Raw genomic sequence first — 15484 nt, forward strand, 5'->3', positions numbered from 1 at the left:
ACCGACATTAGCAGAGCTTCATTTCACCCTGTTCATCACTATATTTGCGCGAGAAACCCCGTCGTTCAGGTCGGGGAGGGATAGCGCGTCGGCCTGAGCCGACCCTGTTCTCGCTGCCTCCTTTTGGTGGTTGCTATCTGTTGGTGCACTGTATAAATTAACAGTATGACAAAGCGCGCCTACAAATACCGGTTTTATCCCACGCCCAAGCAGGCAGAGTTGCTTGCTCGGACGTTCGGGTGTGTGCGTTTTGTCTACAACGCGGTGCTTCGGTATCGCATCGACGCCTTTTACGAACGTCAGGAAAAGGTGGGCTATGCGAACGCCAGCGCCCATCTGACGACTTTGAAAAAGGACCCAGACCTGGCGTTCCTGAACGAAGTCAGTTGTGTGCCTCTGCAACAAAGCCTTCGGCACCAGCAAACCGCGTTCAAGAACTTCTTTGACGGTCGAGCTCGGTATCCCCGGTTCAAAAGCAAGCGGCACCGCCAGTCGGTGGAATTTACCCGCTCGGCGTTTCAATACCGGAACGGGCAACTGTTTCTGGCCAAGTCCAAAGAACCGCTGGCGGTTCGCTGGACCCGGGATCTGCCCTGTGAGCCGACCACACTTACCGTCTCCAAAGACAGCGCCGGACGCTACTTTGTGTCCTGCCTGTGTGAGTTTGATCCCAGGACGTTGCCCGTCACTCCGAAGATGGTGGGCATTGATCTGGGCCTCAAAGACCTGTTCGTGACCAGCGATGGGCATCAAACCGGCAATCCTCGCCATACGGTGAAATACGCGGCCAGGCTGGCAAAGGCGCAACGGCGCCTGAGCCGGAAGAAGCTCGGCTCCCGAAACCGGGCGAAAGCCCGGATGAAGGTAGCGCGACTTCACGCCAAACTCTCTGATTGCCGGATGGATAATTTGCACAAATTGTCCCGCAAGATCGTGAGCGAGAACCAAGTGATCTGCGTCGAATCGTTGAAGGTCAAGAACATGCTGCGCAACCGCTCGCTGGCCAAATCCATCAGCGATGCCGGCTGGGGCGAGTTCGTTCGCCAACTGGCGTATAAAGCGGAGTGGGCTGGCCGAAAACTGGTCGCCATTGACCAGTGGTACCCGTCGAGCAAACGCTGCTCAGCGTGCGGCTTTGTGATGGACGCCATGCCACTGGATGTGCGGCACTGGACCTGTCCAGAGTGCGCAGCCAAACACGATCGCGACCTGAATGCCGCTATCAACATTAAAGCCGCCGGGCTGGCGGTCTTAGCCCTTGGAGAGAATGTCAGTGGCATGGAGTCAGTCTCCGTGTCCAGTTCTCAGTGAATTGGGAATCCTCTTCCTTCAGGTGGAGGAGCAGTCAAAAGTGCATGTATTATCAGTTGTTGACCTGAAAAGCGGCCATAATTCAGACAGAGATGGTCGGGCATTTCTCATTAACGATCCGATCAACAGAAGAACGAACAACCAGAACCCAGAGCCAGGAGCAGTAATGGATTCCATCCGCCCAGATGACGACGAACTCCGAGCAGACGCGCCGATTGGCAGTAGCGAACGGAAACGGCCGGCTCCGAAAAAGGCTGCCGCTGCGCCGGCTGCTCGGTCCGGTGGTTCGGGCGGGTCCGGGAAGCGGCCGGTTGGTAACGGAAATGGCAACGGAGGCAACGGAAAGGGTGGTCTGGCAGCGGTCTGGTTGTTGCTGATTGCCGTTGCGGTGGCCGCGGTTGCCGGTTGGTATTCCCAGAATCAGCGGATTCAGGCGTTGGAGTCGCAGCTGGAGGAGGCGGATTACTGGGCGCGGCAGAGTAAGTTGGCGTTGGCGCGGTTTGAGGGTGAGCTCTCGGAGACCGGGGAGAATCTGCAGGAGCGGGGGCAGTCGCTGGAGGAGCAGATCACGTCAAACAAGTCGGGGCTGGAGGAAGCTTCCAGTGAGATCCGGAAGTTGTGGGTGGTGGCCAATGAGCGCAACAAGGCCCGGCTGGATGAGCATGAGGAGCAGTTGGCGACGCTGAAGTCGGCTCTGGAGGAAGAGAAGAAGGCGGTCGCCAGTCTGGAAGCGACTCTTGAAGAAGCCAGGGCTTCTCTGTCTTCGGAGATTGCCTCGCTTGAAGAGCAGACGCAGACGTCGATTGTTGCGCTGAAGGAAAACACCGCCCAGGCCTCGGAGCAGATTACCAAGCTGAGTCAGCAGATGGCGGATGTGGATCAGGTGATCGAGAGCCGCATTCGCCGGTTCGAGCAGGAGCAGAAGCTGGGCATCAGTGGCATGGAGAGCCGGATTACGGCTTTGGAGAAGAAGACCGATGGTGTGGCTGGCAGTTCGGAGGTGCGTTCGCTGCGTAATCAGTTGGCCTCGCTCAAGCAGACGGTGGACTCCATCGATGCGTCCCGTGCGCAGCTGACATCTCGCCTGGTGCGTTTGTCTGATGAGGTGGACCGGCTGGAGGCGAGAGTGTCCGGTCAGTAACCAGGTAGATTCTGCTTGTCTGAACGGAGTGCCCGGCGCTTTGTAACAGTTTGTATTCATCCCTTGCGGTAGCTCTCATTTCTGGCGCGAGCCAGTTGTTATGATCAGGCGACTCGCAACGGGATGAAGAGCAAGAACAATGAGCAAACGAACCCTTCTGGCGCTGTCGCTGCTGATCTTTGGTTCCGGGTGCACGGTGTACCAGTCGATCGGCAAGAGCGTTGGTTCCTTCCTGCATCCGGTGTCCGGCCCCGATTTCGTTCACATCCCGGATGGTCAATGGGATCGGGATAACGCCCTACTTTATTTCTATCGCACCCATTCCCAGTGGGCGGCGGATGAGATCGAGGCGCCGAGCGTCTACATTGATGACCACCACTATTTCAACATCCGCAATGACAGTTACACCTGGCTCGAGGTCAGCCCCGGTGAGCGTCACATCGCCATGCGACGGCCTCTGCTCGGGCTGGAGGGGCTGAATTCGTTCAGCCTCAGTCTGATTGCCGATGCCACGCTCCGGGTGGAGCCGGGGCAGATCTACTACCTGCGGTACAATGAGCTCACGGAACCGGAGCAGATTCATCCGGACCTGGATCCGGAGCATCCCCTGGCCGAGGGGGATCTTCAGCTGGTGACTCGCAGCTATGCCATGCAGGCAGGGGAAATCGTATCGACCCAGTTTCTGAACAGTGATTTGCTGGCGCCAAACCATGCCGCTACCTCGATTGTGGAGGTCAACGAGGATATCGATTACGAACGCTCGCTGGCTGCGCTGGAAGAAGAGCGGGAACTGGAGGTTGAGCGCCTCAAGGAGGCGGGGAAGTACGAACCCGCGCCCTGGTACTGGCCGTTCGGTGGTGGCCCGTCGGAGCCGCTGGAAGCCGAGCGGAAGATCCGTAAGCTCGAACGGGATTATGCGGCGCTGGAGGAAGAGAGGGAGCGTCGTGAGGAGGCGGAATCGGGAGGCTGGTGGTTTTTCTGAGCATTGGCTGAATCGACAGGGTGCAGGAGCGGTTTCACAATTGTGAATGCCGGAACTGGTAACTACACTGCATTCAGTAAAATGAATCAGGAAGTCAGGAAAATGTCTTTGAAGGATCGCTTGCAGGGCAGCCTGGAAAAGCTGGCCGATGATGTGGTGCCTCGGGCCATGCAGGGGCTTGAGGATGTCCGGAGACGCCTTGATGAGCTGAATTGCTCGCTGGCGAGTCGGTCCATCCCCGATGACCGGCGCTCAAGGGTGAGTGAGTTGTCCCTGCGCCAGAAGGCCGAGCAGGCGGGCCAGCGGCTGGTCGAGAAGGGGACGAAAAACCGCTCCGGTAAATGACCGGTTTCTGATCAGGTTTTGGTTGAAAATCGCCCGATTTTGAATGGCTTGCAGATTTTTTCAGAAAATTCCCGGAAAAGGTTTGACACCGTCAGCGAAATGCTTAAAATGCGCGTCTCACTTGCTTGAGACAGCAAGGACTTGAAAGCCTCTCGAGGTTGGAAGTGGGTGGTTAGCTCAGCTGGGAGAGCATCGCCCTTACAAGGCGAGGGTCGCAGGTTCGATCCCTGCACCACCCACCACTTTCAGAGTCTTTCAAAGGCATCACCGGATCACCCCATCCGGTTTCAGGTTCAAGCCCACGAGCTGAATTGATGCGGAGCGGTAGTTCAGTTGGTTAGAATACCGGCCTGTCACGCCGGGGGTCGCGGGTTCGAGTCCCGTCCGCTCCGCCATTTTTTCCCGGGTGGTTAGCTCAGCTGGGAGAGCATCGCCCTTACAAGGCGAGGGTCGCAGGTTCGATCCCTGCACCACCCACCAGAATTCCGAAAAGGCCGATCCACGAGGATCGGCCTTTTTTCGTTCCAGGGGATCACTCAGGGGTCTGATGTTGCTTAGGGGTCTGATGAAAAGCCCCCGGCTTTCCATCTGACCCCATTTTCAGGTCAAGCTCCGAGCTTGCCGCTAACTTGGGGTCAGATGAAGGCTTTCATCAGACCCCTGGGGTCGAGTCAGGCGTGAAAACGGGGTCAGATGAAAGCGTTCATCAGACCCCGCCCGGCACCTCACTTCCCGATCAACGACTGCCCACAAACCCGCACCACATTCCCGTTCACGCCGTTGGACGCCGGGCTGCAATACCACGCAATCGCTTCGGCCACATCCACCGGCAGCCCGCCCTGGGACAGGCTGTTCATGCGCCGGCCGGCCTCACGGATGGTGATGGGCATCGCGGCGGTCATTTGGGTTTCGATGAAACCCGGGGCGATGGCGTTGATGGTGATGCCGTTCTTTAGCTGCTTGGCCATGGCTTCCACGTAGCCGATGACACCGGACTTGGCGGTGGAGTAGTTGGTCTGGCCGAAGTTGCCGGCGATGCCGCTGATGGAGGAGATGCACACGATTCGGCCGTTCTCCCGCAGCAGTTCCCGCTTCATCAATTCCTCATCGATGTGTTCCTCCGCCGAGAGGTTGACGGCAATGGTCATGTCCCAGAAGTGTTCGGGCATGTTACCCAGGGTCTTGTCGCGGGTGATGCCGGCGTTGTGGATGACGAGGTCCACACCGCCGAAATGTTCCTCGGCGAAATCGGCAATCAGCTTTGGAGCATTCGCGTCGGTGATATCGCAGGCCAAGGCCTTGCCCTTGATGGCATCGGTGACTTTTTGCAGGTCTTCCATGGCCGGCGGGATATCCAGGCCGATCACGGTGGCGCCATCACGGGCCAGGGTGCGGGCGATGGCCTCGCCGATGCCCCGGGACGCGCCGGTCACCAGGGCAACTTTGCCGGTTAGCGGAGCGACCGGGTTGGTGGCCGTCGCTTCCGTGCCCTTGCCGATCCGTACGACCTGTCCGTCGACATAGGCAGAGCGGGCGGAGAGGAAGAAGCGGACGCTGGAATCCAGCTGCTTCTCAGCGCCAGGTACCATTCGGATCAGGTTGGCGGTGGCGCCTTTCTTGCCGATTTCCTTGCCAACGGCCCGGACAAAGCCTTCCAGCGCCTGTTGGGCAGCGGCCTGAGGTGCCTTGCGGCAGCTGGCCGGGTCCATGCCGATCACCAGTACCCGGCCGTTACCGGCGATTTTCTTGATGGTCGGATGGAAGAAGTCGTAGACCGCCCGCAGCTCCTCGGGAGTCTTGATGCCGGTGCCGTCGAAGACCAGGGCGGAGAATTTCTGGTCAATCTCGCCGCCAATTGCCAGGGGCTTTGCCTTGTTACCCGCTTTGGCGGAATCGGTGAGAGCGTCCGGGCCAGTGGCGTGATGCAGGGTGGCGGCGCTGGCGCCGAGGATGCTGCCGACAGTGGCGATGGCCCGGGCACCGGACGCTGCGCCCACCAATACATCGCCTTCGATGAATGGCTGGTCGGTGCGTTTCAGGCGTTTCAGGGGCACGGGTGAGGGCAGGCCCAGGGATTGGGCGGCGGTTTTGCCGACGGGGGTGTTGACGATTTTGAGGTAGAGGTCAGACATTGGGTCTTCCTTGTATTTGCGGTTGGATGCAATTTGACCTACAGGGTAAAGAATCCTTTAGTTTTTGGATTGACTCAATGCTTTTGGTTGGTTGTCAGGGGTGCCAATGAGGGATTTTGGTTCGCCGCTAGACTGGCACTGCGTTAATTCGGGCAGTTGGGGAAGGGTGATTGGGGATGGCTTTCCAAAACCCGCTCAAGCACGTCCCTGTGGCGCTTGAGCTCCGCCCCTCAGTGCTAAATGCTCCTGCGTCGCACTGAGGGTCCAGGGCCGGCCGTCCATGGCCTGCCCGTGAAGAGCTTTCGCTCTTCACCCATGGCTCCGCACAGTTTTGGAAAGCCATCCCCAATCACCCCGTACACTGTCCGTGAATCCAATTTCAACTCAGGGAAACGACGATGGCACAGGCTCCAAAGCGAACCCAGAAAAAGCCAACTGCGAAGAAAACGAATAACGGGATCCGCCGTGTTGCAGTGATCGGCGGCAACCGCATCCCCTTCGCCAAATCCAACACCGCCTACAGCAAGATCAGTAACCAGGAGCTGCTTACCTCCGCGCTCCGTGGCCTGGTAGATCGTTTTGATCTTCAGGGCAAGCGCATGGGCGAGGTGGTCGCCGGGGCGGTGATCAAGCATTCGCGGGATTTCAATTTGACCCGGGAATCGGTGCTGAGCTGCGGGCTGGCGCCGGAGACGTCGGCTTATGATATTCAGCAGGCCTGTGGCACTGGGCTCGAGGCGGCGATTCTGGTGGCGAACAAGATTGCCCTGGGGCAGATCGAGTGCGGGATTGCCGGGGGTACCGATACCACCTCCGATGCGCCGATCGGTGTCGGAGAGGGTCTTCGGGAAATTCTGCTGGATCTGAACCGTGCCAAGACGGCGAAGGAGCGGCTGAAGATTCTGGGTCGGTTCCGGCCGGGGCATCTGGTGCCTGAGATTCCGGAGAACGGCGAACCTCGCACCGGGATGTCGATGGGTGAGCACGCTCAGGTGACGGCCAAGGAGTGGGACATTGCCCGGGAAGATCAGGATGTCCTGGCCTGGGAGAGTCATCAGAAACTGGCGAAGGCTTATGAGGAAGGTTTTTTCAGTGATTTGATGACGCCGCTGGCGGGGCTGGAGAAGGACAATATTCTGCGTCCGGATACCACCCTGGAGAAACTGGCGACGCTGAAGCCGGTGTTTGATCGGGAGAACGGCACCATGACCGCTGCCAATAGTACCGCGCTCACCGATGGCGCGTCCTGCGTATTACTGGCCAGCGAGGAATGGGCGAAGGAGAACAACCTGGAGGTGAAGGCCTGGCTGACGTTCTCGGAAGTGGCTGCGGTGGACTTTGTCGACAAGAAGGAAGGTTTGCTGATGGCGCCGACCTATGCGGTGCCCAGGATGCTGGAGAAGGCCGGTCTGACGCTGCAGGATTTCGATTTCTACGAGATTCACGAAGCATTTGCCGCGCAGGTCCTGTCCACGCTAAAGGCCTGGGAAGATCCGACCTTCTGCAAGGAGCGTCTGGGACTGGACAAGCCGCTGGGAAGTATTGATCGGGACAAGCTCAACGTGAAGGGCAGCAGTCTTGCCACGGGCCATCCGTTCGCCGCCACCGGAGGCCGGATTGTGGCTACCCTGGCAAAACTGCTGGAGGAAAAGGGCACCGGCCGTGGTCTGATTTCCATCTGCGCCGCCGGCGGACAGGGGGTTACGGCGATCCTTGAGCGATAAGTTAGGGGATAGCCGTAATATCCTTTGACAGGATAGGCTCCAGACCGTATCATGCGCGCCACGTTGATCGGGGTTCCCCCGGTTAGCAAAAAGTTTTGATGCGGGGTGGAGCAGTCTGGTAGCTCGTCGGGCTCATAACCCGAAGGTCGTTGGTTCGAATCCAGCCCCCGCTACCACTATTGAAACAAAGCCCGCTTTTGCGGGCTTTGTTGCTTTTGAGCGGGGGCTTTTGGGTCAGCGCTATTTATCCGCGCTTCGCGCGGAGTTGCTGCTGCCGCAGGCGCTTGTTCGCGCCTGCTCCCCGCTACCATATAAAAGAGAGGTAGATCAGTTAGTTACTGGTCTGCCTTTTTTCGTTTTGGGGGCATGGTCAGCCCTTGTGACGTATATGTGACAGATATGTGCCGATGCTTGTGACAGGATTTTTTGCCGCTGCGCGCAAATGACCGTAAGGCACTTTGAGACGCATGCCTTGACTGCCCTCTCACCGATTCGATTTATTAGGTCGTTCTATCCAGATTGAGTTTACGTGCTCAATTCTAACTCTGAATATCAGATTTAATTCATAGGTACCAGGCGAAAACTTGCGAGATTACTCAATATGACGCGGCTGGACTCCTACGGTAGCTAATTGTTGTTTTGTTTATCTAACTCATCCAGAAAGCCATTGGCTGTCAGCGGCCTTGCATAGCGATAGCCCTGTGCAAGGCAATAACCATGCTGTCGAAGAAAGGCTTCCTGAGTATCTGTTTCAACCCCTTCCCCTACCGTCTCCAGATTCAGGGATTTTGCGAGGCTGGATAAGCTGGCTACAACGGCTGCACCAGCTCCCTCAGGGCTGTCCGAAACAAACGCCCGATCAACCTTCAAAACGTCAAATGGAAGTTGGATCAGTCGACTCAATGAAGAATGCCCTGTTCCAAAGTCGTCCAATGCGAGCTTAAAGCCGCAGTCGACCAGTTTTTTCAAAAGCTGAGTAACCTGCCCATATTGCTCAATGAGACCGCTTTCGGTTATCTCCAGTTTTATCTGAGAGGGCCTCAAGCCAGCGTTCAAGGTGATGGTTTCAAGCTGAGAAGCCAAAGCCGGATCTTGTAGTTGCTTGGGCGAGACGTTAACAGACATCCACAGATCCTGCCTGGAAACATCACGCCAGTGCCTGAGCGTCCGACAGGCCGTGTCAAAAACCCATGATCCCATTTTACCAATGAGGCCCAGCTCCTCCGCCAAGGGTACGAATACATCTGGACCAATCGGCGGCTCTCCCGAATCTGGCCATCTGACCAGTGCCTCAGCCCCGATAATCTTATTACCAGCATTCAGGTCTACGATGGGTTGGAAAACAACCGCTAACTGCTCTTGCTCAACGGCCTGACGCAACCGAGACTCGGTGGCAACAGCGTGTTTATACTCTTCCTTCAGTTCTGAGTTACCCCAGCACATCGAACTTGCGTTAGGCGTGTCTTTTTGTGCTTTGACCGCCGCATCATCGGCCCTCTCAAGAACGGAATATCCACTTGGGTCGCTACTTAACGAATGTGCGAGGCCTAATTGGGCAGAAAGATAAAAGTTTTCGCCCCCGCACACGAAGGGCGATTCGAATTCCTCAAGCAGCTTTTGACCTTGCTCTGCTGCCCATTGGGTAATCAGGTTTATTGCTTGCTTTCCTGTGGAAGCAGAAGAGATCCGTGTAAGGAGAAGGCTTACGTCATCGGTTCTAGCCAGAAGATCCGCTGGCTGGGTCGCCTTCTGAATTCGTTCCACAACCTGTTGTAATAATTCATTACTGAAAGGAGTTCCATAAGCGCGGCGAATTCGTTCAAGACCGGGCAAACGAACCTGAATCATGCCAGCCACGCTCTTAAGACTGTTATCCTTGCTGAACTGCTCGTTTAAATGTGCCAATACGCCCCGACTGTTTACCAGACCAGTGACCCCGTCTTCCTCACTTGCTTGTAAGAAGCGCTTTTGTGCGTTCACATGACTCTCGCGCAGCTCCATGGTGCGAATAACGAGATCTGCCAAATAGCGATACAGGCTGAGGTCGTGGTCAGAAAACCATTCAAAAATATTTGCTCGCGTATCTAGCAGGCAAAGGGTCCCCACTGCATGACCATCTCTTGATATCAAGGGCATCCCGGCGTAGAAACGAAGCTTCAATGGTCCTGTGACAAAGTGACTGGTGTTGTAGACCGGATCTTTTTGTAAGTCCGGGACCAGAACCAACTCTTTCTTTGCAACCGTCCGTTCACAGAATGTTTTACCCACTGGCGTATCGGGTGCACAGATACCATTCGACGAAGCTTTTACCCATTGGCGGTGATCGTCTATCAGATGGATGGTGGCCAATTCCACTTCAAATAGGGATGCAGTCAAACGAGTGATCGTGTCAAACACCCCTTCAGTTCCCGTATCTATGATGTTGAGACGGTAAAGCGCTTCGAGACGAGCGGGGTCGCTTAGATAGTCGAATTCCTGCTTTGGGAGTGGGTGTGCAGCCATTTTTATCTGCCTTTTTTAAGATCGAAACATCTATTTGCCCACTACGCCAGACGTTTTAGGGAAGATCAACCCGGCAGTCACCAATTAAAAGTAAGCGTCTGGGCATTACAGCTTGTCAGGCATAGCCGGCTTCCATCCGGTTGAAGGGTGATAGCTCGTAAATGGCGCTGTTCTTATGCGTTGGCAAGCGGATCAGCACGTCTTTCGGACAGCCATAAGGGGGCCTGCTCATATAGCAATAGTTACAATCACCCGAGATCGAGGGTTTCGATCTTCCGACACAAAACCTTCAAATAGATGTCACCAGCCTGTCATTCGATTCGATCAGGGTAAGCGATAACAAAACGTTATCGAAATCTCTGTTTGATTACGAAAGGCGAAGCATGATTGAGCTCAAAGGCGTCAACGTTACTTATCCGGGCGGTACCCGCGCCCTTAAATCCACGAACTTGCGATTCGAGGGCGGCCAGTTCGTTGTCCTGCTAGGTGCCTCCGGCGCTGGCAAATCCACGCTGTTGCGGTGTCTTAACCATCTTACACCTCCAACAGGTGGCTCCATTACTGTCGACGGGATTGGAACCCTGCAGGGCCGGAACCGTTTGCTAACCCATCGCCGCCAGACCGGCATGATTTTTCAGCAGCACCAGCTGATTGGGCGTCGATCCGTGCTGCAGAACGTGTTGACCGGGCGCTTGGGTTATCACAGCACTCTGCGTTCGTTCTGGCCCTTGTCTGACCAAGATCGCTCGGTGGCGCTAGCCTGTATCGAGCGGGTGGGGTTGTTGGAGAAGTCCTTGGTCCGAGTTGATAGCCTTTCCGGAGGCCAGCAGCAACGTGTGGGCATCGCCCGGGCTATGGCCCAGGAGCCACGACTTCTGCTGGCCGACGAACCGGTGGCCAGCCTGGATCCAGAATCCTCTCATCGGGTGCTGAGCCTGATTCGTGATGTCTGTGCTGAAAAACGCATACCCGCCATTGTCAGCCTTCACCAGGTTGAATTAGCGCGGACCTTTGCTGATCGCATCGTTGGTATTGCCGGCGGCTCCGTCGTGTTCGACGACGTGGCTGGCAATCTCTCGAGTAGGGAGCTGGACCGCCTGTATCGTCAAGCGTCCGCGCCGCTGCCCGAGGCCGAAACACAGGGTCATACCAGGCCCTTTACCCCCGTTGTCCCCCAACCTTTGGAGAACCAAATATGACCCTAATGATCCGTTTCTTCTCTCTGGTACTGATGCTGGTTGCCTTCAGCGTCCACGCCAGTGACAAAACCAATCCCGACACCCTCCGCGTGGCGCTGCTGCCGGATGAGAATGCTGCCACCGTGATCAAGAACAACAAACCCCTTCAGTCCTACCTGGAAGAGAAATTGGGCAAGGACATTGAGCTGGTTGTAACCACCGACTACTCCTCTATGATCGAGGCCATGCGCCATGGTCGCCTGGAGCTGGGTTACTTCGGCCCGTTGTCCTATGTTCTAGCCAAGTCCAAGAGCAATATCGAAGCCTTCGCCGCGATTCGCAAGGGGGGTAGTACCACTTACCACTCGATTCTCATCGGTAATGCCGCGGCCGGCGTCGATGATTTTCAGGACATCAAGGGTAAGGACGTGGCATTTGGCGATGTGGCCTCTACATCCAGTCACCTGATTCCCAAATCGATGATGGCGGAAAAGGGGCTCAAGCAAGACTCTGACTATCGCGAGCACTTTTTAGGCGCCCACGACGCTGTAGCCATGGCGGTGATGAATGGGCGTGCGCAGGCAGGTGGCCTGAGCCATCCCATTTTCAAGTCACTGGTTAGCCGCGGCATTGTCGACAAAAGCAAGGTCAACGAGATTCAGGTATCCAAGCCGTTTCCCCAGTACCCCTGGACTATGCGTTCTGATCTAGCCCCTGAATTGAAAGAGCGGATCCGAAACGCCTTCTATACGCTGGACGACGCGGCAGTGCTCAAGCCGTTCAAGGCCGATGCGTTCGATCCGATCGAGGATGCGGATTACGACGTGGTCCGAGATCTGGGTCGCATGTTGGAACTGGAATTCGCCAAAAACTGAACCGGTAAAGACCTGCTCACCCAGGGTGGGCAGGTCTATTTGAAGTGAGAGGCCCTTTGATGATGCAGATCACCTATTCTGAACTGCTGCGCCAGCGTAATCGTCAGATCCGTCGTCAGTCCCTTCAAATTGGGCTTGTCGCGGCGATTATCCTGGTTTGTAGCTACTACGTTGGCCTGTTCGATGGCACCCGTCTGGCCGACGGTGTCCCTAGTATGGGCAGCCTTATCGGTGAAATGATTCCCCCCGATTTTAGTGACGCCCGTGACTGGGTGGCTCCGCTTATGGATACGCTTGCCATGAGCGTGGCGGGCACGGCCTTGGCGGTGCTTTTTTCCATACCACTGGCCTTGCTGGCTGCTCGAAATACGACTCCCCATCCGGTGGTCTACCATGTCGCACGGGCGATCCTGAACGGGCTGCGGTCAGTACCTGAATTGATTATGGGCATCATTTTTGTCGCTGCCGTGGGTTTTGGTGCTCTGCCAGGTGTTCTGGCTCTGGGCCTGCACTCGATCGGTATGGTGGGCAAGTTCTTTGCCGAATCGATCGAACACGTAGACGAAGCTCCGGTGGAGGCCACGCAGGCCGCCGGTGCCACGCGCCTGCAGGTAATCGTCCACGGAGTTTTGCCTCAGGTATTACCACAAATGGCAGACGTTTCCATCTATCGGTGGGAATACAATTTCCGTGCTTCGACGGTTATGGGCATGGTCGGTGCTGGTGGCATCGGGTTCGAGCTCATGGGCTCATTGCGGCTCATGCAATATCAGGAGGTGCTAGCCATTCTGCTGGTGATCCTGCTGATGGTCACCGCCGTTGATGGCCTTAGCTCTCTTTTACGCCGTCGCTTTAAGTGACAGGGCGCCGCTCTCTCCCACGTGATTCATCTTGTGACGGAAAAATTACCGTGAATAAACCTCGAGTACTGATTACCCATTGGGTCCACGACTCCGTGGTGGGGAAGCTATCGCCCCATTGCGAGCTTATCCTTAATCCGGAGATGGAACCGTTTGACCGCGAAACGCTCTTGGCCCATGCACGTGAGGCCGATGCCATGATGGTGTTCATGCCAGACAGCGTCGACGCTGAGTTCCTTGAGGCTGCCCCTAACCTCAAAATCATCAGCGCTGCGCTTAAAGGTTATGATAATTTTGACGTTAAGGCGTGCACTGAGCACGATGTCATTTTCACCATTGTGCCTGACCGGTTAACCGTCCCGACGGCCGAACTCACTATCGGTCTGATGCTGGCGACCGGGCGTCGAATGGCTGAAGGCGACGCCGCGATTCGGCGAGGTGATTTCCAAGGATGGCGAGCCCGCTTCTACGGGACCGGTCTGGCCGGCTCTACCGTTGGAATCATTGGCATGGGGCAGGTCGGCCGGGCCATCGCCAAGCGTTTGCAAGCCTTTGACTGCCGGATTCTCTACAGTGATCCCCAGGTCATGCAAGTAGAGCAGGACTCGCCTTGGGACGCGAGCGCCGTCACGCTGGAGCGGCTGCTGGCCGAGAGCGATTTCGTCGTGCCCATGGTGCCGATGAACGCGACCACCCTGCACTTGATCGACCGTTCTGCCCTTGCGGCGATGAAGCCTGGCGCAATATTGGTCAACGCGTGCCGCGGCTCGGTGGTGGATGAAAACGCCGTGGCTGACGCCTTGGAATCCGGTCATCTGGGAGGCTATGGCGCCGATGTTTTCGAGTTGGAAGAGTGGCATAGGGGGGATCGCCCCGCGCACATCAATCCAAGGCTGCTCTCGCATCCGCGGACCTTTTTCACGCCGCATCTAGGTTCGGCCGTGGATCGCGTGCGTCGAGAGATTGCATTGGAGGCGGCGGACAATATTTTGCAGGCCCTGCGCGGCGAGGTGCCCAAGGGCGCCATCAACGATGTCCGGCGGCGTCTACCCACATGAATCTGAAGCATGTTGAGAGCTTCATCGCGGTGGCGGAAGCGGGCAGCTTTCGTGATGCCGCCGTCCGCTCGGCTCGGTCCCAGCCGCTGCTCTCCCAGCATATCCTTAAACTGGAAGCGGAACTTGGTGTGCGCCTATTGGAGCGGCAGAACAATGGCTGTTATCCCACGCCCCGGGGAGAAGCTTTCCTGACTTACGCCCAAAGTCTGCTGAAATTAGCACGGCATGCCCGGAAAGCCACTGGAGAGGGACAGGTAGCACTGGGCGCGGCATCCAATCCTGGGGTATTTCTGTTGCCGCCGCTCATCAAAGCGTTTCGTGAGACCCATCCCAACATCGGACTCGACTTTTCCATAGGCTCCAATCCCGACATCACCGATAGATTGTTATCAGGTGAGCTCGACGTCGCTGTGCTTGAGTGCTGGCAGGACCACCCCGGGTGTGTTGCTGATTCTTGGGGGAACGATGAGCTGGTGATTATTGTTGGTCCTGAGCATTCTTGGGTGGGACGGAAAACAGTGTCTGCCGAGGCGTTACGGGGTGCGGAGCTGCTGGGTGGCGAACGTGGCAGTGGCACCGGACGCATCCTGCGAGAGTGTCTGGGAGATATCTCCCAGACAATTCGTGTTCCCATGAATCTGGGCAGCACAGAAGCCGTCAAGCGGGCCGTTGAAGCAGGTCTGGGCATGTCCATTGTGCTGGCGACGAGCGTAGCCAATGAAGTCCGGGAAGGGCGGCTCGCTGCTCTGCGACTCTGCGACAGACGTATCTACAAACGCCTCTACCTAGCCTACCGCGCGGAAATGCCCGACACATCCAATGGGCGACTGCTCATAGAATTCCTGGGTGGCCACAAAGCTGGGGCGCAGATCTGAAAATCGGTACGGTTTACCTTCATCATTATCCCAAGGTTGGTTTTAGCCTTTATACTCTGTGACGGTAGGCCTTCTTGTTCGAGCTGCCAAATTGATTGGGTTTGATAGCGAATTGGAACTTGCGCAGCCTGAAAAATGCGTCAGTACTTGGGGCACACACATGGAAAAACACTCAATGACTAGCTCCAGTAATAGTTCAGCTACGGCATCTACGCGCTCACCCAAGGCGCAGCGGGTCACTTCCGAAAAGCCATATCGCTTGACGCCATCCGAGATCGAATCGCTGCGGCAAGACTCGATCAAGGCAATGGCGCAACTGATGAAATAGGGCTTCTAATTAAACGGGCGTGGACGCCGAGACAGTAATCTCATATCGTCACTTCAATTGGAGCCTCTTGATAACGGTGTATTTGACGGCAAATCGGCAACACAGGTTGTCGCGGTTCGTGCCGACGTTGTCAGTTAATGCAGACCAACCGAAAGCCATCGTTGGGCGTAGAG

12 protein-coding genes and 4 tRNA genes are annotated in these 15484 nt (G+C 56.5%); 14 read left to right on the forward strand and 2 right to left on the reverse strand.

The genetic code is table 11. The annotated features are described in order from the left end of the window. The first annotated feature begins 165 nt into the window (after positions 1-165). The 7 genes from DET50_RS09035 (at position 166) to DET50_RS09065 (ending at position 4259) form a co-directional block, all read left to right on the forward strand. Complete coding sequence (locus DET50_RS09035) at positions 166-1311, forward strand: RNA-guided endonuclease InsQ/TnpB family protein (protein ID WP_113862538.1); 1146 nt, start codon at positions 166-168, stop codon at positions 1309-1311. Between the two features lie 166 nt (positions 1312-1477). Next, entirely contained in the window at positions 1478-2452 is a 975-nt protein-coding gene (locus DET50_RS09040) for a coiled-coil domain-containing protein (protein WP_113862539.1), read from the forward strand. A 139-nt stretch (positions 2453-2591) separates the two neighbouring features. After that, a complete protein-coding gene (locus DET50_RS09045; protein ID WP_113862540.1) occupies positions 2592-3434 on the forward strand; it encodes a DUF2846 domain-containing protein in 843 nt (280 codons plus the stop codon). 102 nt (positions 3435-3536) lie between these two features. Further along, positions 3537-3779: a hypothetical protein gene (locus tag DET50_RS09050; protein WP_113862541.1), complete on the forward strand. Its 243-nt coding sequence runs from the start codon at positions 3537-3539 to the stop codon at positions 3777-3779. Between the two features lie 166 nt (positions 3780-3945). Continuing rightward, a tRNA-Val gene (locus DET50_RS09055) sits at positions 3946-4021 on the forward strand. A gap of 76 nt (positions 4022-4097) precedes the next feature. Beyond that, positions 4098-4174: transfer RNA gene (locus DET50_RS09060), tRNA-Asp, on the forward strand. 9 nt (positions 4175-4183) lie between these two features. Next, a tRNA-Val gene (locus tag DET50_RS09065) sits at positions 4184-4259 on the forward strand. A gap of 245 nt (positions 4260-4504) precedes the next feature. Here the strand turns inward: DET50_RS09065 and DET50_RS09070 are convergent. After that, positions 4505-5911: a 3-oxoacyl-ACP reductase gene (locus tag DET50_RS09070; RefSeq protein ID WP_113862542.1), complete on the reverse strand. Its 1407-nt coding sequence runs from the start codon at positions 5909-5911 to the stop codon at positions 4505-4507. Positions 5912-6309: 398 nt separating this feature from the next. Here DET50_RS09070 and DET50_RS09075 point away from each other — a divergent pair, with 398 nt between their 5' ends. Together DET50_RS09075 and DET50_RS09080 are read left to right on the forward strand one after the other, a co-directional pair. Then, positions 6310-7635: an acetyl-CoA C-acetyltransferase gene (locus DET50_RS09075; protein WP_113862543.1), complete on the forward strand. Its 1326-nt coding sequence runs from the start codon at positions 6310-6312 to the stop codon at positions 7633-7635. Between the two features lie 99 nt (positions 7636-7734). Next, positions 7735-7811, forward strand: a tRNA-Met gene (locus tag DET50_RS09080). A gap of 451 nt (positions 7812-8262) precedes the next feature. Here DET50_RS09080 and DET50_RS09085 read toward each other — a convergent pair. After that, positions 8263-10137: a sensor domain-containing phosphodiesterase gene (locus DET50_RS09085; protein ID WP_113862544.1), complete on the reverse strand. Its 1875-nt coding sequence runs from the start codon at positions 10135-10137 to the stop codon at positions 8263-8265. A gap of 383 nt (positions 10138-10520) precedes the next feature. Between DET50_RS09085 and phnC the strand changes: the two genes are divergently transcribed. Genes phnC through DET50_RS09110 form a run of 5 tightly spaced genes read left to right on the forward strand, consistent with a single transcriptional unit; the run spans position 10521 to position 14983 of the window. Beyond that, positions 10521-11336, forward strand: a complete 816-nt coding sequence (gene phnC, locus DET50_RS09090; protein ID WP_113862545.1) for a phosphonate ABC transporter ATP-binding protein — start codon at positions 10521-10523, stop codon at positions 11334-11336. Positions 11337-11341: 5 nt separating this feature from the next. Continuing rightward, positions 11342-12190, forward strand: coding sequence for a phosphate/phosphite/phosphonate ABC transporter substrate-binding protein (gene phnD, locus DET50_RS09095; RefSeq protein WP_113862621.1), 849 nt, complete (start codon positions 11342-11344; stop codon positions 12188-12190). A 59-nt stretch (positions 12191-12249) separates the two neighbouring features. Continuing rightward, on the forward strand, positions 12250-13050 hold the full coding sequence (gene phnE / locus DET50_RS09100) for a phosphonate ABC transporter, permease protein PhnE (RefSeq protein ID WP_220150136.1): 801 nt from the start codon (positions 12250-12252) through the stop codon (positions 13048-13050). 50 nt (positions 13051-13100) lie between these two features. Continuing rightward, positions 13101-14108, forward strand: coding sequence for a phosphonate dehydrogenase (locus DET50_RS09105; protein WP_220150137.1), 1008 nt, complete (start codon positions 13101-13103; stop codon positions 14106-14108). Beyond that, positions 14105-14983: a LysR family transcriptional regulator gene (locus DET50_RS09110; protein ID WP_113862546.1), complete on the forward strand. Its 879-nt coding sequence runs from the start codon at positions 14105-14107 to the stop codon at positions 14981-14983. Before DET50_RS09105 ends, DET50_RS09110 begins: the two co-directional genes overlap by 4 nt. Positions 14984-15484 lie beyond the last annotated feature (501 nt).

Source organism: Marinobacter pelagius (assembly GCF_003315345.1).
GTDB classification, from domain to species: domain Bacteria; phylum Pseudomonadota; class Gammaproteobacteria; order Pseudomonadales; family Oleiphilaceae; genus Marinobacter; species Marinobacter pelagius_A.

Coding starts and splice junctions, on each gene's coding strand:
- DET50_RS09085 (WP_113862544.1), bottom strand. CDS start 10,137: ATGGCTGCACACCCACTCCCAAAGCAGGAATTCGACTATCTAAGCGAC.
- DET50_RS09070 (WP_113862542.1), bottom strand. CDS start 5,911: ATGTCTGACCTCTACCTCAAAATCGTCAACACCCCCGTCGGCAAAACC.
- phnD (WP_113862621.1), top strand. CDS start 11,342: ATGATCCGTTTCTTCTCTCTGGTACTGATGCTGGTTGCCTTCAGCGTC.
- DET50_RS09035 (WP_113862538.1), top strand. CDS start 166: ATGACAAAGCGCGCCTACAAATACCGGTTTTATCCCACGCCCAAGCAG.
- DET50_RS09045 (WP_113862540.1), top strand. CDS start 2,592: ATGAGCAAACGAACCCTTCTGGCGCTGTCGCTGCTGATCTTTGGTTCC.
- DET50_RS09050 (WP_113862541.1), top strand. CDS start 3,537: ATGTCTTTGAAGGATCGCTTGCAGGGCAGCCTGGAAAAGCTGGCCGAT.
- DET50_RS09110 (WP_113862546.1), top strand. CDS start 14,105: ATGAATCTGAAGCATGTTGAGAGCTTCATCGCGGTGGCGGAAGCGGGC.
- DET50_RS09040 (WP_113862539.1), top strand. CDS start 1,478: ATGGATTCCATCCGCCCAGATGACGACGAACTCCGAGCAGACGCGCCG.
- DET50_RS09075 (WP_113862543.1), top strand. CDS start 6,310: ATGGCACAGGCTCCAAAGCGAACCCAGAAAAAGCCAACTGCGAAGAAA.
- phnC (WP_113862545.1), top strand. CDS start 10,521: ATGATTGAGCTCAAAGGCGTCAACGTTACTTATCCGGGCGGTACCCGC.
- phnE (WP_220150136.1), top strand. CDS start 12,250: ATGATGCAGATCACCTATTCTGAACTGCTGCGCCAGCGTAATCGTCAG.